16 protein-coding genes are annotated in these 16,239 nt (G+C 59.7%); 11 read left to right on the top strand and 5 right to left on the bottom strand.

Features of this window, described 5'->3' with window-relative positions; translation table 11 throughout:
* Positions 1 to 144: 144 nt before the first annotated feature.
* From SH664x_RS02435 to SH664x_RS02425, 3 genes are all read left to right on the top strand, one after another.
* A complete protein-coding gene (locus SH664x_RS02435; protein WP_437204738.1) occupies positions 145 to 339 on the top strand; it encodes a hypothetical protein in 195 nt (64 codons plus the stop codon).
* A gap of 164 nt (positions 340 to 503) precedes the next feature.
* Entirely contained in the window at positions 504 to 1,580 is a 1,077-nt protein-coding gene (locus SH664x_RS02430) for a hypothetical protein (RefSeq protein WP_437204736.1), read from the top strand.
* 36 nt (positions 1,581 to 1,616) lie between these two features.
* Positions 1,617 to 2,372, top strand: a complete 756-nt coding sequence (locus SH664x_RS02425; RefSeq protein WP_437204735.1) for a hypothetical protein — start codon at positions 1,617 to 1,619, stop codon at positions 2,370 to 2,372.
* 42 nt (positions 2,373 to 2,414) lie between these two features.
* Here the strand turns inward: SH664x_RS02425 and SH664x_RS02420 are convergent, their stop codons facing one another.
* A complete protein-coding gene (locus SH664x_RS02420) occupies positions 2,415 to 4,049 on the bottom strand; it encodes a glycine--tRNA ligase (RefSeq protein WP_437207175.1) in 1,635 nt (544 codons plus the stop codon).
* Positions 4,050 to 4,278: 229 nt separating this feature from the next.
* Here SH664x_RS02420 and SH664x_RS02415 point away from each other — a divergent pair, with 229 nt between their 5' ends.
* From SH664x_RS02415 to csrA, 3 genes are all read left to right on the top strand, one after another.
* Positions 4,279 to 5,517 carry a M16 family metallopeptidase gene (locus SH664x_RS02415; RefSeq protein ID WP_437204734.1) on the top strand — a complete coding sequence of 413 codons (1,239 nt, stop codon included), beginning with the start codon at positions 4,279 to 4,281 and terminating at the stop codon, positions 5,515 to 5,517.
* Positions 5,518 to 5,628: 111 nt separating this feature from the next.
* On the top strand, positions 5,629 to 7,191 hold the full coding sequence (lysS, locus tag SH664x_RS02410; RefSeq protein ID WP_437204732.1) for a lysine--tRNA ligase: 1,563 nt from the start codon (positions 5,629 to 5,631) through the stop codon (positions 7,189 to 7,191).
* Positions 7,192 to 7,405: 214 nt separating this feature from the next.
* Positions 7,406 to 7,618 carry a carbon storage regulator CsrA gene (gene csrA / locus SH664x_RS02405; RefSeq protein ID WP_437204731.1) on the top strand — a complete coding sequence of 71 codons (213 nt, stop codon included), beginning with the start codon at positions 7,406 to 7,408 and terminating at the stop codon, positions 7,616 to 7,618.
* Between the two features lie 195 nt (positions 7,619 to 7,813).
* Here the strand turns inward: csrA and SH664x_RS02400 are convergent, their stop codons facing one another.
* From SH664x_RS02400 to SH664x_RS02390, 3 genes are all read right to left on the bottom strand, one after another.
* Positions 7,814 to 8,602, bottom strand: coding sequence for an SDR family oxidoreductase (locus tag SH664x_RS02400; RefSeq protein ID WP_437204729.1), 789 nt, complete (start codon positions 8,600 to 8,602; stop codon positions 7,814 to 7,816).
* A gap of 180 nt (positions 8,603 to 8,782) precedes the next feature.
* Entirely contained in the window at positions 8,783 to 9,784 is a 1,002-nt protein-coding gene (locus SH664x_RS02395; RefSeq protein ID WP_437207173.1) for a beta-ketoacyl-ACP synthase III, read from the bottom strand.
* Between the two features lie 280 nt (positions 9,785 to 10,064).
* Complete coding sequence (locus SH664x_RS02390; RefSeq protein WP_437204728.1) at positions 10,065 to 10,652, bottom strand: TetR/AcrR family transcriptional regulator; 588 nt, start codon at positions 10,650 to 10,652, stop codon at positions 10,065 to 10,067.
* A gap of 215 nt (positions 10,653 to 10,867) precedes the next feature.
* Here SH664x_RS02390 and SH664x_RS02385 point away from each other — a divergent pair, with 215 nt between their 5' ends.
* Complete coding sequence (locus tag SH664x_RS02385; RefSeq protein ID WP_437204727.1) at positions 10,868 to 11,620, top strand: glucose 1-dehydrogenase; 753 nt, start codon at positions 10,868 to 10,870, stop codon at positions 11,618 to 11,620.
* Between the two features lie 360 nt (positions 11,621 to 11,980).
* Here SH664x_RS02385 and SH664x_RS02380 read toward each other — a convergent pair whose 3' ends face one another.
* Complete coding sequence (locus tag SH664x_RS02380) at positions 11,981 to 13,312, bottom strand: GDSL-type esterase/lipase family protein (RefSeq protein ID WP_437204725.1); 1,332 nt, start codon at positions 13,310 to 13,312, stop codon at positions 11,981 to 11,983.
* A 352-nt stretch (positions 13,313 to 13,664) separates the two neighbouring features.
* Between SH664x_RS02380 and SH664x_RS02375 the strand changes: the two genes are divergently transcribed.
* The 4 genes from SH664x_RS02375 to SH664x_RS02360 all read left to right on the top strand — a co-directional run bounded on the left by SH664x_RS02375 (position 13,665) and on the right by SH664x_RS02360 (position 16,176).
* Positions 13,665 to 14,105 (top strand): DUF2752 domain-containing protein, encoded by a 441-nt coding sequence (locus tag SH664x_RS02375; protein ID WP_437204723.1) that lies wholly within the window; start codon positions 13,665 to 13,667, stop codon positions 14,103 to 14,105.
* 144 nt (positions 14,106 to 14,249) lie between these two features.
* On the top strand, positions 14,250 to 14,942 hold the full coding sequence (locus tag SH664x_RS02370) for a hypothetical protein (RefSeq protein ID WP_437204721.1): 693 nt from the start codon (positions 14,250 to 14,252) through the stop codon (positions 14,940 to 14,942).
* A gap of 97 nt (positions 14,943 to 15,039) precedes the next feature.
* The gene (locus SH664x_RS02365) at positions 15,040 to 15,732 is read left to right on the top strand and encodes a hypothetical protein (RefSeq protein WP_437204719.1); all 693 of its coding nucleotides are present in this window, start codon (positions 15,040 to 15,042) and stop codon (positions 15,730 to 15,732) included.
* Positions 15,733 to 15,978: 246 nt separating this feature from the next.
* Positions 15,979 to 16,176: a hypothetical protein gene (locus SH664x_RS02360; RefSeq protein WP_437204718.1), complete on the top strand. Its 198-nt coding sequence runs from the start codon at positions 15,979 to 15,981 to the stop codon at positions 16,174 to 16,176.
* The last annotated feature ends 63 nt before the right edge of the window (positions 16,177 to 16,239 follow it).

Below are 16,239 nucleotides of genomic sequence, written 5' to 3'. Positions count from 1 at the left end.
GGCCGAACCGGTGGGTGAGTTGAATCTGGGCGGTTTCTCTGGTCCGAGGTCAATCCCGGCGTTTATACTCCTGCACTCGCGGGCCGCCGCAAGCTGCTGCGGCGATCCAAGTTGTCGTTCAGGGACATTCCGATAGAGACTTCCATGCAGGATCTGCCCAAACGCGTGATCATCGGCTCGATGGCTGTGGCTGCCCTGGTGGCTGTCGCTGCCATTGCTGACATTGTCACCGGAGTGCCGTTCTCCGGAAAGTCGACGATGGTCATGGATATCATGTTCATCATCTGCTCGGGGATCGTCTGCTATCTGGCATACGACGCGTACAAAGACCTGAGCTGACCCGTCGCGCCACTTACGGCTGAAGGCTGCAGCGCGTCCGCGAGGAACACCTCAGGAATTGCCTGTCCGGTCGGTGGCCAACTTCCCGTTGCCTGATTCTGCCGGAAGCGGGTATTCTGCCCGGTTCATCCGGCACTGCTATTACTCGGGCAAGGAGGTCCGTCATGTTGCGATCTGTGGCGAAGTCGTTGCTTACCCTCGCTCTGCTGGGGACTTGTGTGGCAGCTGAGGATGCTGCCCTCCCCCCCGTAGCCAGTCGTCTTGCAGAGCCCAGACCGGCCAGCGGATCAATCCAGCCGCTCGATTTTGCGCCGGTTCCCCTCCCCAAGGCGAGCACCCTCACTTCGAGCGAGCACCTGCGACAGGCGATCGAGCACCTCAAAGAGGCGGGCCTGGAAGAAGATGCCGCGAACCTGCAGCGCAAGCTCGATGATCTGCAGGAGCAGCGCCTCACGGATCTGCAGGAAAAACGCCGTCTGCTGCTGCAGCTGCAGTGCGAGATTGCTGAACTGGAGCAACAGACCGGCCTGCTGACACAGTATCACCTTGAAGCCAAAGTGGGCGAGATTATGGCGACGCCGCCGAACTCTCAAACATTGAACGGATACATTGGATTTGGAAACAAGGCCTCCGGAACAATTGACCTGCCAGTGGACTCTGGGGTGACGTTTTCCGTATTAGGGGTCAAGTGGCCTCCACTTGCTCACGGTAAGGTGTACCAGCCCTCCGAATTCCAGCAGGAACTCGAGAATCTGAAATCACATTACGCACTGAAAATCCTGAGTGCCCCGAGCCTGACAACCACGGCCGGGCAGCTCGCCCGGGTGCAGATTTCGTGTGCCCCGAAGGTGGCTCAGGTCTCCGGTTCCTCCGAAACCGGGTTGTCCAACGACTGCATCTGCGACATGAACGGGATCATTACCCCCTTCACGAAAGATCAGGTCCACCTGCAGCTGACCTATAACATCTGTAATTCCCTGCCGGTGCCGACCCAGCAGGTCACGTTCGCCAGCCCGACTCAGTCCGCAGCTGCCAGCGCTGAAGCTCGACTGGCCGGGTTTGGAAGTATCGATCGGGCCATTCCCACCGGTAAGACACTGGTCGTGCTCAGCCCGGAGTTTGAACGCAACGGCGAGAAGTGGCAGCGCTTCATGGCGCTGACCGTCACGGAAGGAACCACCGCTGCTCCCGTGTCACATAAGGTGAAGCTGGAACCGATCCCGGACGACGTGGCGAATTGAGGTCCGGGATCAAAGAGTTGTTCCGAATCGGAGATCGTGATGCGTCTGACGCGGATTCTGATTCTCGTGGCATCTCTGAACGGGTTATCCCAGGCAACGGCACAGGAAGCAGTCGTCTTGGAACTGCTTCCTGTTGTTCCGGCGACAGCCGAGGACTGGGAAGCTCAACATGCACGGCTGATCCAATTGGAGTTTGAAGCGGACCAACTGCGACGCCAGCTCGGAATTCCAAGATCCTATACTTGCGAACTCCGACTGGTGCAGCTGGACCTCGATGGTCTGGAGCAGAATCCTCAGCTCCGTCGCGAATTGGCGGAGCCAGGATTCACTGAAGATGAGTGGACCAGATCCGGCCCCGCACATTATCCAACGCAGCAAGCCCTGCCCGCTTTGCAGCGTCTGGCCCAAGTGAGTCTGCTTCGGGAAGAGGAGCGTCTTTCGGTTCGAGTCATCCCGAAGAAAGAAACCCCCTTTGCTCAGGGTGGTGTCCGTGAGGAACTCACGAAGTCCACGCGCTCCGAGGGTTTTATTGGTCTTCGAGGGGCGCTCTGCGTCAGCCCTGTCGGTCAGGACCGGATTCTGCTCAGTCTGAATGTGAGTCAGACTGACGTGGTCAGCCCAATGAGCAATAAATTCTGGGGAAAGAAACTTCCTCCTGAAACCACTGCCCGATCGGCAAACTTTCAGCTGCAATTCTCTCCGCGGGAGACCGCGTTTTTTGTGTTCCCGGTTTCGAAATCGTCTGGAACGCGGTCCGTCTCCATCGCGGTGGTGACTGTTCAACCTGACTGACGCATCCGGGGTACGGATGAATCAGCCAGGGATCAACAGCAATTACCCACGCAGCCGGCGCTGAATCTCGCCGACCACCTCTTTGACCGGCAGCCGGACCTGCTCCAGCGAATCCCGGTCGCGAATCGTCACGGTATCGCCGCTGAGCGTGTCGTTATCGACGGTGATGCACCACGGCGTCCCCGCTTCATCCTGCCGACGATAGCGTTTTCCGATGGCAGCCTGCTCGTCGTACGTCACGGCGATTCCCGCCTGCAGCAGGGCGCGATAAACCTCTTTGGCCTTCTCCGGCTGTCCATCCTTCTTGACCAGCGGAAAGACGGCCGCTTTCACCGGTGCCAGTCTCGGGTGGAACTTCATGACGACTCGGGTCTGCATGGCTCCCTTGTCATCCGGGGCCTGATCCTCGTGATAGGCTTCACAGAGGAAGGCGAGCGTCCCGCGGTCGGCTCCTGCCGAGGGCTCGATCACGTGCGGGAGGAAGCGTTCGCGGGTCTGGTCGTCGAAGTAGGTCAGGTCTTTGCCCGAGCCGCGCCATTTCGGCTGGCCATTGGCGTCGAGTTCCACGGTCAACTTGCCATCGGGGCCGGTGTGCAGTTTCCCTTCCATATGCGAGCGGAGGTCGAAGTCACCCCGATGGGCGACCCCTTCCAGCTCGCCATACTCCCCGGGTTCGAGGAACGGGAACTGGTATTCGATGTCGGCGGTTCCGACTGAATAGTGCGAGAGTTCATCCTGGGCATGATCGCGCAGCTGCAGGTGCTTCGGGCCGATCCCGAGATTCGTGTACCACGCGAAGCGGCGGTCGCGCCAGTACTGGTACCACTGCTGCGATTCTTCGGGACGGCAGAAGAACTCAATTTCCATCTGTTCGAATTCGCGCGAGCGGAACGTGAAGTTGCGCGGCGTGATTTCATTGCGGAAGCTCTTTCCGACCTGACAGATTCCCACCGGCAGCTTGACGCGTGTGGAGTCCATCACGTTTTTGAAATTGACGAAGATCCCCTGTGCGGTCTCCGGTCGAAGAAACGCTTTGTTGTCGTCGCTCTGAATGGCGCCAATGCCGGTTTCCATCATCAGGTTGAAGTGTCGCGGAGTGGTCAGTGTCCCGGGCTTGGTGGCTCCGGGAGCGACCACCACGTTCAGGTCTTCCTGCGGGGAGAGGGAACGGACCGCCTCTTTCCACTGCAAACGATGGCGTTCTTTGGATTTGAGTTTGAAGAACTTCAGCGCCAGAGTCTCGATGTCGCTTTCGGCGTCGTCTTCCGCGATAGAAGCGATGACAAACGTCTGCGTCGGAGCGTCGGCCTGGGCTCCCTCGGGGACCAGTTCGACAGCTCGACACTTGAGGTGGTCAAACCGAAAACGGCCTTTGGTTTCGCGGCAGTCCGACATCATGTCGCAGAACAGATCGTAGTGACCGCTCACTTTCCAGACCTGCGGGTGCATGATGATCGCCGATTCGATGCCGACCATCTGAAACGCCGACGGAGCCCCGGGAGGAGGATCGAGCGGGTCGTGCCGCAAGACCATATCCTCGTACCAGACGTTGCGGACGTTGCGTTTCAGCTCCGTCCCGAGGGGGCCGTAATCCCAGAACCCGTTCTGTCCGCCGTAAATCTCGGAGTTCTGGAAGATGAACCCGCGTCGCTTGCAGAGGGCGACGATTTTGTCCATGAGTTGCGAGCGTTCCATGTCCGCCATGAGAGCTGGTCTTTCGAGATCGATAATGCAGAAACGGGAACGTGCAGTGTAGTTATGACGCCCGGTGATTTCACGGCCGACACGGGGGAGAGCCGCTTTCCGGCGTCGTTTTCCGGTTGGCAATGCGGCGGGGACCCTCCGCATTCGACAGCCCCTTCCCTTCTCCCTTACACTGACCCGTTTTCCACGATCCCGGTTCCCCATGCACGATCAATCCATTCAGATTTTTCCGTTCGCCAACGGCCTGACCCTGCTCGTGGAGGAAATGCACCACGTGCAGTCGGCCTCCTTCGCGATCATGACGCCGGCCGGCACGATTTACGAACCGGAAGGGCGGAACGGAACGGCCGCGGCGCTCTGTGACCTGATGACCCGGGGCGCCGGCGGTCGCAACAGCCGGCAGATCTCCAACGCCCTCGACAACCTCGGAGTGCAGCGCAGCGAGAACGTCGGCTGGAATTTCATCACCTTTGCCGGAGCCACCCTCGCGGAAAATCTGGTGAAAGCCCTGCCGATCTACGCCGACATGCTCCGGCGCCCGGAACTCGCGGAAGAACAGTTTCCCGCGGTGATGAGCGGCGTCGAGCAAAGCCTGTTGACCGAAGAAGACGAACCGCAGCGGAAGGTCCTCGTCGAACTCCGGCGCTGCTGCTACGACAGCCCCTGGAATCGCCCGAGTGACGGAACTCTGGAAGAGCTCGACGGCATCGATCACCGCGGACTGCTGCACCACTACCGGCAGCACGTCCGTCCCAATGGAACACTCATCGGTGTGGCGGGGAACGTCTCGGCCGCCGAAGTCCGGGCGGCGGTCGAACAGGCGTTCGGCGACTGGGGCCCCTCCCCCGAGCCCCGGATTCAGCGCGTCCCGGTCTCTCAGACCGTTAAGCACATTCCTCATGAGTCGACCCAGACCCATATCGGGCTGGCCTACAATTCTGTCCCGTTTGGACATGCGGACTATTACGCGGCATGGGCAGCGGTGAGCATTCTCAGCGGAGGGACCAGTTCCCGGCTGTTTACAGAAGTCCGCGAGAAGCGCGGGCTTTGTTATTCGGTCTACGCCTCGCTGAATACACTCCTCACCGAGGGGCGGATTCTGGCCTACGCCGGGACCACGACGGAACGGGCACAGGAAACTCTCGACGTCATGCTGCAGGAGCTGCGCGGCATTGGCGATCACCTCGACGAGGGGGAACTAGCCCGCTGTAAAGCCCGCGCGAAAAGCTCGCTGATCATGCAGCAGGAATCGACCGGCGCCCGCGCTTCATCGATCGCTCGGGACTGGTTTCACTTGAAAAAAGTCAACACTCTGGCGGAGATCCATCAGTTGGTAGAGTCCCTCACGATCGACCAGATTGCAGATTATGCCCGACGCTACCCTGCGGAAAACGTGACGATGCTGACCATCGGAGAACAACCGCTGACGCTGCGCAGCTGATCTCAGCCCTGTCAGCAGTCCGGCTGACAGCAATTCGAATCCACTGGAACCTGATTGCACCGGCAGGGGTCTCTCCTTCCGGATTTTTTGTGAAAGATGCCGAGCCCAGCCATGAAGCCCGACCGTTTTGAACAGGCCCGTCTCGATAAGCTCGCCAAGATTGTCGAACTCGGTCACGACCCCTTTGGACAACGCTACGACGGCCGAATTCCCATCTCCGCCGCCCGCGCGCAGGCTCCCGCCGAGAATGGCGTGGATGGAGCCGCAGTCCGCGTGGCGGGGCGCATCATGTTGCGGCGCAAGGCAGGAAAACTGCGGTTTCTGGACATCGCCGACGCCACGGGCAGAATCCAGCTCCTCTTCTCACGGGGTGATCTGTCGGATGCCCAGTGGGAGCTGATGGGGCAACTCGACCTCGCCGACCTGATTGGCGTGGACGGGGTCCTCCGCCGGACGGACACCGGTGAGATTTCAATCTTCGTGCAGCAACTGACGGTGCTGACCAAGTCGCTGACACAGCCCCCCGAGAAGCATCACGGTGTCACCGACATCGAAACCTTGCTTCGCCATCGCGAGCTCGACCTGATCTACACACAGGGGGTCCGGGACAAGCTACTGCTGCGGAGCACGATCGTCGATTCGGTTCGGCAGACACTTCGGGAACGCCAGTTCGTGGAAGTCGAGACTCCGGTGCTCCACGCAATTGCGGGGGGAGCGGCCGCCCGACCGTTCACTACTCATCACAACGCACTCGACATCGAACTGTATCTGCGGATCGCCCTGGAGCTGCATCTGAAGCGGCTGATGGTCGGGGGCATCGAACGGGTCTATGAAATCGGTCGCGTCTTCCGGAATGAAGGGATCGACGCCACGCACAATCCCGAGTTCACGATGCTGGAAGCCTACGAGGCCTACGGCAATTACGAAACGATCATGGATCTGACCGAGGCGATCGTGACCAACGCCGCGCGGGCGGTGCTGGCAGCGACGCAATCTCCGGAAGCGGCGACCGGTCGACTTGTCCTCCCCTGGGGTGACAAGGAGATTGACTTCACTCCCCCCTGGCCCCGCCGGACTTACGGCGACCTCTTCCGGGAATACGCCGGTTGCGACATGACCGACAGCGATGCGGTCCGGCAGAAGGCTCGCGAGCAGGCCCGCCTGGGGCGCATCAAGCCGGAATTCATCGCCAAGCTCGATGCCACCGACATTCACCCGGATGTGGTCGTCAGCGAGGTCTTCGAAGCCTGTGTCGAAGACCAGCTGGTCGGACCGGTGTTCGTGACCGACTACCCGGCTTCGATCTGTCCCCTGACCAAGCGGAAAGTCGGGAGTCCCCACCTGGCGGAACGGTTCGAGCTGTTCGTCCACGGCATGGAGCTGGCCAACGCTTACACCGAGCTGAACGATCCGAAGCTGCAGGAGGAGCTGTTCCAGACGCAGCTGGCCGGTCTTTCGGAAGAAGATTCAATGGCCAAGATGGACTGGGATTTCATCAAGGCGCTCAAGGTCGGCATGCCTCCGGCGGGGGGACTGGGCATTGGAATCGACCGACTGGTGATGCTGTTAACCAACAGTCACACAATTCGAGACGTGATCTTTTTTCCACTCCTTCGTCCGGAAGTCATTTCTACAAAAGGAGATGCAAAGAAGGAGCCCAAGACCGACAGCTGACCTTCCGCTGCAAAGTTGAGCGGAATTCGACGTAAGTCGCGACGTTGACGAGAAATCGGCAATTGTTGCCGATTCACTCGTTGACGGGCTAAAATGTCGGTCGTATGATGTCAAGCGAGAAAAGTGGGTTTATCGTAGTGAGCGATAAATTCAGGGGTGAGCGAACGCTTCGCGTTCTCTTCTCAGCGAAGCGTGCAGATGAGGCGACATACCAATGTTGGTTCTCTCGCGCAAGAAGAACGAGAGCATCGTGATCGATGACCGGATCGTCATCTCCGTGGTGGAAATCCGCGGGGATAAGGTTCGTCTGGGGATCGAGGCTCCCAAAGACGTTCCGATCCATCGTCACGAGGTCTACGAAGCCCTGCAACGGGCATCGGCCGAACTGGCGAAGTCGACACAGGTTCCCGCCGGCGACGAACCCTGACTCCGCCGTCGCTCCTGCCCTGCCTGTCCTCCAGCTCACGGAGGCCAGCCACTCATTGCATGATGCCTTTTTGAATGGCCTCTTTGATCGTGCCTTGAGCAGGCCGCTCTTTTCCCGCTCCCGCGCGGCAACTCTTTCGCGTCCTCAAGGGTTCACGACCCCAGGCGAGATCGGGCCAATCCAAAGCCACCCGCTTCAGATCGTCATCCCGCTGAAGCCGCCGTCGACAACGAGATTGTGACCCGTCAAAAAGCTTCCGGCCCGGTCTGACGCCAGCAGCAGAATCGCTCCCGCCAATTCTTCTGGATTTCCAAACCGCGCCATCGGCGTATGACGCATGATGCTCTCGACCCGTTCGGGGGTCAGCACTTTGCGATTCTGCTCCGCCGGGAAAAAGCCCGGAGAAATCGCATTCACACGAATCCCCTTCGCAGCCCATTCCCGGGCCAGATTCTGGGTCAGATTCAGCACCGCCGCTTTGCTCGCCGAGTAGGTAAAGACCCGAGAGAGGGGTGTGATCGCCGACAGCGAAGCGACGTTAATGATCGAGCCGCTGGTGTTGCTGCTCAGCATGTATTTCGCGAACACCTGACAGGCGACCCGAACTCCGGTCAGATTGATGCTGAGAATCCGGTCCCATTCTTCATCGGTGATTTCCAGGAAGGGTGTCGGTGAATTCACCCCGGCGCCGTTGATCAGAATGTCGCAGGCACGGCCATGAGTCTGCAGGTGGCCGACGAGCGATTCCAGCTCTTCGCGATTGGTGGAGTCCGCGCGGAAGAATGTCGCCCGGCCCTGCCAGCGGTCCACGACCGCCTGGCCGGCATCTTCGTTCCGGCCGACGACGTAGACATGCGCACCCGCGGCCGCCAGCGCGTCGCACATCGCCCCGCCGAGAACACCCGTTCCCCCAATCACCACCGCTGTCTTCTGCTGCAGGCCGAACATGCGTTCGAGGTAACCGCCGGGAGTGGAATGAGCCATGTCGGTGACTTCAACAAAATGGGAACGGATGGAAACGCGTATCCTAAACGGATCGCGGGGAAAAGAAAAAGCCGGAGATCCAATTCCGGCGCTGTCTGTCTCCGGAACTGCCTGTCTCGCGCGAACACTTCGACTGCGAGAGGGAATGACTGCGGGAACTTCAGGGAGAAGCCGCGCCGCCTACCAGCGAAACAGTCCGGTTCCCCAAGTCAAACCACCGCCAAAGCCGCACATCAGCAGGGTATCTCCCCGCTTCACTTTTCCGGCCTGAATCGCTTCGTCCAGGACGATCGGAATCGAGCCGCCGGACGTGTTGCCGTACTTCTGCAGATTATTGAAGAGCTTGTCTTCCGGGATTCCCAGCTGCTCTGCGGCAGCGGAGATAATCCGGATGTTCGCCTGATGCAACAGGAACAGCGAGACATCGTTGATCGTCATGCCGCTCTTTTCGAGCACCAGCGTGATCGTGTCGGTCAGAACCCGCACGGCCCATTTGAAGACGTTGCGGCCATCCATCCGCAGGAAGTGCTGCCCCGCCAGTACCGACTCGGCGGTGAGCGGGAGCTTGGTTCCTCCGGCGGGGCGATCCAGCAGAGGCCCGCCGCTTCCATCTGAACCGAGCTGATAACAGACCAGCCCCTGATCGTGACCTCCCCGTGTGACCAGGACCGCCCCGGCTCCGTCGCCGAACAGAGGGTAAACTTTCTGGTCAGCAGGATTGACGATGCGGCTGTTGACGTCGCCGCCGACAGCCAGAGCATAGCGGGCATTGCCGGTGGCGACATACTGAGCCGCGGTCACCAGGGCATACATGAAACCGGCGCAGGCGGCAGCGGTATCAAAGGCAGGACAATCCAGCCCCAGCTGATCCTGAATCAGACAGGCGGTGGAGGGGCATTGGTAGTCGGGAGTGAATGTGCCGCAAACCAGCAGATCAATCTGCTGCGGATCGACACCTGCGGAGCGAATCGCCCGTCGGGCTGCTTCCACGCACAGGTCGCTGGTCGCCATTTCCGGAGGAGCATGCCGACGCTCGGTGATTCCGGTCCGCTGGACAATCCAGCTCGGATCACAGCCGTACCGCCGATTCAGCTCGTCGTTGGTGACTACCTGTTCGGGAACATAGGAGCCAACTCCTGCAATTTGAACTCCCAGCAGGGAGCAGGTGCGACGCGTGAACAATGTTCTTTCATTCCCCGGGTGGGTCGCGTTCTCTGTATTACCGTCGGCAACTGTCGCCACGCCCTAAACTCCTTGTTGGCGAACAACCCACAACCGAATTGGACACGTTCCCACGAGCCATTTCCTGAGCATATGAATTTTCAGGAAAAAGGACCAGCCTGATTAGCCGGTCCATCACAGCTCGCCATAGGCCCCCCGCACGAGGAGATCGCCACACGTCCTTGCGAGTCACCCAGCAGAGGCAGGAGAGCGCGGAAGAGGCAGGATCATCGGAGAACTTTCAGGGAGGCCAGGACCGGACGACCAGATCAACCACCCCTTCCAGTTCCTGCCGGCTGGCTCCTCCGGCTGCCTGCACCGCCAACCCGTAAGTGACAGCGGAAAGATACCGGGCCAAAGCGGCGGCATCGGCCTCTGCGGGGAGGTCTCCCTCATCGATCGCCTGCTGAAATCGAGCCTGCAGCCCCAGTTCACTGTTTCGACGCCGACGAATCAGCTCCCGTCGAATTGACTCCGCCCCTTCTCCACAGGCGAGGGCGCTTTGCACCATCAGACAGCCACGAGGCTGCTCGGGCGAAGTCGCGAGACTGACACGGGACTGCAGCCAGTGCTTCACGACCTCCCGTGACGTCGGCATCGAGAGGGAGTCTTTGGCCTCACAGCCCGGCCCGCTCAGATAGTGATCGATCACCTTGTGAAACAGACTCTCCTTGTTCCCGAATGCGGCGTACAGACTGGGACGATTAATTCCCATGGCACGCGTCAGTTCAGGCAGCGAGGCTCCTTCATAGCCCTTTTCCCAGAACACTTTCATGGCCTGTCCAAGGGCGTGGTCGATGTCAAAGGCGCGGGGTCGCCCGGGGGGCATGGTCTCATCTCGTGCAGGCTGTCTCGGAAATTTCTTACTAAATGGTACACAAACCTCCTTGACGCTCCAAGAGTCGGCGACTATTTTGTACCCAGTAGTACAAAACGCGCTCGTCGAACCAGAGCAGCTGATCTCTTACTCCCCCCACCGCAGCCTCTCAACAGAGGAGCCTGCTGGACGGCGGGGCAGACTGCTCGTCACCCAGGAGCTGTTCAATGTCAGAGTTACTCGCTGGTCAAGTGGCAGTCGTGACTGGAGCGTCCAAAGGAATCGGCGCTGAGATCGCCCGGGAGCTGGCCGCAGCCGGAGCGGCGGTCGTGGTGAACTATGCTTCCGACAAAGCGGGAGCCGACAAGGCGGTCGCCGCGATTCAAAAAGCGGGAGGAAAGGGAATTGCTGTTCAGGGGAGCGTCTCCAGCATCCCTGACATGGCCCGTCTCTTCGCGACAGCGGAGCAGAACTTCGGCAAGGTCGACACGCTGGTGAACAACGCCGGCGTCTACGAATTTCAGCCGATTGAAGAGCTGACTACCGAGTCGTTTCGCAAGATGTTCGACACCAACGTGCTGGGCTTGCTGCTGGCGACCCAGGCAGCCCTGCGACACTTCAATCCGAAGGGGGGGAGCATCGTGAATATCGGGTCAGTTGTTTCCACTGCTGCCCCACCGCAAGGGTCGATCTACAATGGCACCAAGGGGGCTGTGGATTCGATCACGCGGACACTCGCCAACGAACTCGGGTCGCGGCAGATTCGAGTGAACTCGGTCAATCCGGGCATGGTGGAGACCGAGGGGACCCACTCACTGGGCTTTATCGGCAGCGAACTGCACCAGAACTTCATCGCCACGGCCCCGCTCGGCCGGAGCGGACTCCCACGCGACATCGCACCCGCCGTTGCGTTTCTCGCGTCGCCGGGAGCCTCATGGATCACCGGTCAGCTGCTGAACATCACCGGGGGGTTTCGCTAGAGCCGGCTGCTCTTTCCAGGGCCCGCTCAGTAAGCGCTTCGTCTGGGGAATGTTGACATCCGCATGGCTCCGACGGAGCAATCCAAAGTCCACATGCCTTTACCGGCTTGAAGTCCTAAAACTGAACGCCACGCGGTGACGGGGCGAAGATTTCGCCGAGTGCGGACCAGCGCCCGACATAGAAATTAACTGGTCCTCGCGGCTCCAAGCCGACAGACTCGACTGGAGCGCGAGGACCGGAATTCCACCCGCACGTTTGAAAGCAGGTACTCTTTCCAGTCGCCGCGCAGCCGGGGCATTGTCTGGTAAAATGCTGGCTGCCGTGTGACGAAGACGGGGAAATCCAACTGTCAAAACGCACTATTCGGGCTGGCCGATGCGAATGCGACGATATTCCATCTGCCCGGCATCCCCTTCCAGACCAATGGGACCGGTCGCTGGAACTTTGAGAGCCTCCTGCAGCACTTCCCCATTGCAGGTGCAGTACGCGGTCTCTCCTTTCACAACGACTTCCATTTCGTTCCAGTCCTGGGGCTTGTACTTCTTCAGTTCCTTGTAAGGACCGGCGGTGAGATAGTCGCGGCACTGCAGCTGCGGCTTGCGGATGAAGACTCCGCTGTCCGCCTTGGGAGTGCAACGGAATTCCAGCCGCAGCACGAAGTCTTTCGGGAACTCTTCGGTTGTCCAAAGCACCTGAACGCGGCGTCCTTCCGGTGGGGTGGTCACAATCAGTCGACCGTTTAATGCGACGTAGCGACCATCGGGAGTCGCGGTGACACTGCCGACAGGAGTGACGGTGTCATCCCCTTTCTTTTCACGAACGCCCCAACCAGTCAGATCGCGGCCATTGAACAGGCTCTTGAAGCCCGGCTCCACGGAGAATTGATCCGGCTCGGTTTCCATGAATCCCAGAGTCGCCAGCAGCGGCCGCAACGCAGCGGCAAAGCGGGCGTAGCCCGCGGCGTTCGGATGGAGCAGATCCGGAAACAGCTCGACCGGAGCGTCGCCGGTCGGGGTGGCGTAGAGTGACCAGGTATCCAGCGCTGTGATGTGCGGATCTCCTTGAATCGCCTGGAGGCAAAGTTTGTTGGCTTCGTTGATCAATGCGGCCGGACGAGCTTTGGATTCCGCACTCGGCATGATCTGACAGAAAATGATCGGCATCTTCGGATCGTGTTTCTTCAGAGCCGCCACAATCAGCTTCAGGTTGCCCGCCACGACACTGGGCTTGATGCCGTCCGCCAGATCGTTTGTGCCCATCAGCAGGACCACGCACTTCGGGTTGATCGACAGCACATCGTCCTGTAGCCGGTACAGCATTCCCCGGGTGGTGTCAGCGCCGATCCCGCGGTTGGCAATCTTGACGCCGGGGAACAGCTCCGTGGTCAGATTTTTCCAGCCTTCGGTAATGGAATCTCCCAGCAGCACGACGGCATCATGGTCCTGAGCCGCCTCCCGGGCGAACTGTTCTCTGCGGGTCTTCCACTTCTTCTGATAGGAACTCGTCCGGCGCAGGGGTCCCGCTCCCGGCAGGCCGTCGTCTGTCGCGGGGAGTTCCAGGGATTTCGCAGCCGCCGCAGCCCCCTTCTGCTCCGCCGGAGGTGCCGTCGGATTTTCAGCCTGAAGCAGGCTGGTACTGGAGATCAGACAAACGGCCAGCGCCCATTGAACCGGAGACATCGCGCGAGACATGGAAATTCCCTTGAGTAGCGAAATCAGGTGATTCCAGAAGCATAAAGAGTGCTGGATCGGTAAGCGAGCCGACGCCTGACCCTCTCCCATCTCTCTGCGAATCAGAAGCTTACGCAGTTTCTCCGCGCCCTCCTCGCAGCCCCTTTTCAGACAGGGTTCTGCCCGCAGCTCCACGCCCTGCGAGGCTGAACAGGAACGGCTTGAGACCATTTCGAGAACAATGCCCCGTGAAACTTGAGTCAATTCCGGACAGGACCGGCAGATTTTTGCACTCTAGTCAGGAAATCCGCGGGAACCGTAGACTGACATTGATGCCCGACTGGCACGCTTGTATCAACCCCCCTCCTGTCCCATGTCCTTTCCTCCAACGCATGGTGCCAAGCTTTCCCGACGGCAGTGGTTTCTGCTGCTCGGCCTGAGCGTGGTGGTGCTGTGCGGATTTGCGTCCGCCTGGCTGGTGACACCCGACCCGCGTGGGTTTGGGACCCATCAGCAATTCGGACTCCCCCCTTGTACCTTTCGATCCCTGTTTGGAATCCCCTGTCCCGGATGCGGTGGAACAACCTGTGTTGCTCATTTCGTGCGAGGCCAATGGTCGAGTGCCCTGCGGGCCAATGCCACGGTCTTCATCATGGCACTCTGTGCAGCCTGTTTTCTTCCCTGGTCCTGGCTGAGTCTCCGGCGGGGTTACTGTGTGGCTGTCGATGAGCCACTCAGTTGCCTGCTGACCCTGTTAATCGCGCTGGCGGTGTTCGCCGGCCTGCAGTGGGGTTACGTAGTCTGTTTTGCCTGAAGCTCCCCTTTCGATTTCCCTTCCCGTTTTCCCTCCCGAACGTCCCACCTCCCCTCCGGTGTGCTCAGACTGCCCACTGGCCCCCTGAATGCCGTCGCGGTTCCGCGACAGGACGGCAGTCGAGTCTTCGTGCAGGAACGTTTCATGTCCATCCCCAAACACCTCCGGATCAGCCGACGACGACTGCGTGCAGTCGTGGCGCTCAGTCTGCTGTGCGTCTTCCAGACCGGTTGCGTGCAGAACTTCATGATGCTCGCGAAGGTTCTCTCGGGGGACCCGATTCAGCAGTCGGCACTCGAACAGGCTACCGGCATCAATCTGAAGAAGGCTGAGAAGAAAGTGCTGGTGTACTGCAGCTCGCCCGCACTGGTGACGGACGACTATTCGTCCCTCACCTCGGACGTGCAGGAAGAGCTGATCCGCAAAATGCGGCGTCACAAACTGATCGTCTCGAAATCCGATGACGCCTCGCGGGTGCTTGATAGCCGCGGCGGAAAATTCGATCCGAAGCTGCTCGCACGCGAATTGCCCGATGTCGACTACATCGCGCATGTGCGGCTGGAGGGCTTCTCCTGCCTCGAGCCTGCCAGCAAGACACTGTATCGCGGCCGCTGCAATGGCAAGGTCACCGTCTATGAGGTCCGCGGAGAAGGAGACAGCCGGCACACGGTCCAGGTGATGGATCAGACGTTTCAGACATCGTATCCCTCGACCTATCCGATTCCCGTGGACCAGATTCCCAAGAACGTGTTCCTGCGGGAATGCATCGACCAGATCACGGATTGCCTCGGCAATTCCTTTTACTCAGTCAATCAGCACAGCCTGTTTGCCAACTAGAGCAGGTTGATTCACCTGTTCCTGACACGCGGGGACTGACCCGGGCAACCTGTTCTCACCTCCTTCAGACCGCTGAACGGACCAACTGGACCGAGCCATGACTTTCGTCTCTCTGATCCGCAAACTTCGCTTACAGACCCGGCTCTGGTGCTGGTTGACGTTGACCTGTCTGTCGGTGACCGCCTGCGGCTGTTCGCAGTTCGTGCTCATCAGCTATCTGCTGCATGGTCCGCCATCGATTGAACCGGACTTCGACGCCGAAACCGGCGAATCGATGAGTGCCCCCAAAAAGGTGGTGGCGGTCGTCTGCTTTGCACCGACCGAACTGCAGTGGAAGTTCCCGCAGATTGACGATGACGTCGCCAAGTACCTGACGTATCGGCTGGCAGAAAAACATATTAAGGTGATCGAGCCCGACTATATCCGTGCCTATTGCGATGAGCATCCGGACTGGGAGAAGGCCTCGGAGATCGGAAAGTTCTTTCACGCCAACTATGTGATCGAAGTCGAGCTGGCGGACTTCTCCCTGTATGAGGGGGAGAGCACCACGCTGTACCGGGGCCGCACAGAGGCCTACGTGCATGTCGTGAAAATGGACGATGAGTTCGAAGAGGGGGAACGGATCTTCACCAAGGAACTCGATTTCGTGTTCCCGACCAAAGTTCCCCGCTCGTCGTACGACCAGCCCCTGCCGCAGTTCAAGAAGGAATACCTCTCCCGGCTCAGCGAGCGGCTCGGCTTCCTGTTCTACGAACGCTATCAGGGTGACATGATCCCCTGGGCCGACTGAGTCAACCGCGAAGCGATCCTCGCTCCTTCCGGAACCTCAGCCTGATCAAACGGGGATTGCTGACAATTTTTTCCAGAATCTCGAGCCCGGCCCCCGTCGGTCCGGCCACCACAACCGCAACGTATCCTTCACAGGAGAAACCACTTATAAATTCCACTCCGGTCTTGCGTGACGCAACATCAGTGCTCGCTTATACTGAAGCCATTCACATCAGGCAATTTCAGCATTCGCGGCCAGGAGCCGGCCATGAACGGACTTCCCACACCTTACGAAGACCTGCCGCTCAACCTGGAACAGGACCAAGATCTGCTGGCCGAACGGTGCGATTCCATTCGCAACTCATCCGATGAGATCGACACCGAAAGCCTGACCGGTCCTGTCACGCATCGCTGCGGCAGCCACGAGCGGGAAATCCTGAACCACGGTTTCGAGGTTTGGGACTGATCTCCTCCCCTGTCCTGCGGCCCCAGTTTCACGTTCGACCGGGAGACGCACTCCTGAAGTCGA

Source organism: Planctomicrobium aquicomposti (genome assembly GCF_051466325.1).
Lineage (GTDB): Bacteria > Planctomycetota > Planctomycetia > Planctomycetales > Planctomycetaceae > Planctomicrobium.
The sequence above is the reverse complement of the archived record's forward strand: the minus strand, read 5'-3'. Positions and strand labels throughout refer to the sequence as shown.

What these genes read in the sequence shown, in the direction of transcription:
- SH664x_RS02435 (WP_437204738.1), top strand. Translation starts at nt 145, where the DNA reads ATGCAGGATCTGCCCAAACGCGTGATCATCGGCTCGATGGCTGTGGCT.
- SH664x_RS02430 (WP_437204736.1), top strand. Translation starts at nt 504, where the DNA reads ATGTTGCGATCTGTGGCGAAGTCGTTGCTTACCCTCGCTCTGCTGGGG.
- SH664x_RS02420 (WP_437207175.1), bottom strand. Translation starts at nt 4,049, where the DNA reads ATGGACAAAATCGTCGCCCTCTGCAAGCGACGCGGGTTCATCTTCCAG.
- SH664x_RS02415 (WP_437204734.1), top strand. Translation starts at nt 4,279, where the DNA reads ATGCACGATCAATCCATTCAGATTTTTCCGTTCGCCAACGGCCTGACC.
- lysS (WP_437204732.1), top strand. Translation starts at nt 5,629, where the DNA reads ATGAAGCCCGACCGTTTTGAACAGGCCCGTCTCGATAAGCTCGCCAAG.
- csrA (WP_437204731.1), top strand. Translation starts at nt 7,406, where the DNA reads ATGTTGGTTCTCTCGCGCAAGAAGAACGAGAGCATCGTGATCGATGAC.
- SH664x_RS02400 (WP_437204729.1), bottom strand. Translation starts at nt 8,602, where the DNA reads ATGGCTCATTCCACTCCCGGCGGTTACCTCGAACGCATGTTCGGCCTG.
- SH664x_RS02390 (WP_437204728.1), bottom strand. Translation starts at nt 10,652, where the DNA reads ATGCCCCCCGGGCGACCCCGCGCCTTTGACATCGACCACGCCCTTGGA.
- SH664x_RS02385 (WP_437204727.1), top strand. Translation starts at nt 10,868, where the DNA reads ATGTCAGAGTTACTCGCTGGTCAAGTGGCAGTCGTGACTGGAGCGTCC.
- SH664x_RS02380 (WP_437204725.1), bottom strand. Translation starts at nt 13,312, where the DNA reads ATGTCTCGCGCGATGTCTCCGGTTCAATGGGCGCTGGCCGTTTGTCTG.
- SH664x_RS02375 (WP_437204723.1), top strand. Translation starts at nt 13,665, where the DNA reads ATGTCCTTTCCTCCAACGCATGGTGCCAAGCTTTCCCGACGGCAGTGG.
- SH664x_RS02370 (WP_437204721.1), top strand. Translation starts at nt 14,250, where the DNA reads ATGTCCATCCCCAAACACCTCCGGATCAGCCGACGACGACTGCGTGCA.
- SH664x_RS02365 (WP_437204719.1), top strand. Translation starts at nt 15,040, where the DNA reads ATGACTTTCGTCTCTCTGATCCGCAAACTTCGCTTACAGACCCGGCTC.
- SH664x_RS02360 (WP_437204718.1), top strand. Translation starts at nt 15,979, where the DNA reads ATGAACGGACTTCCCACACCTTACGAAGACCTGCCGCTCAACCTGGAA.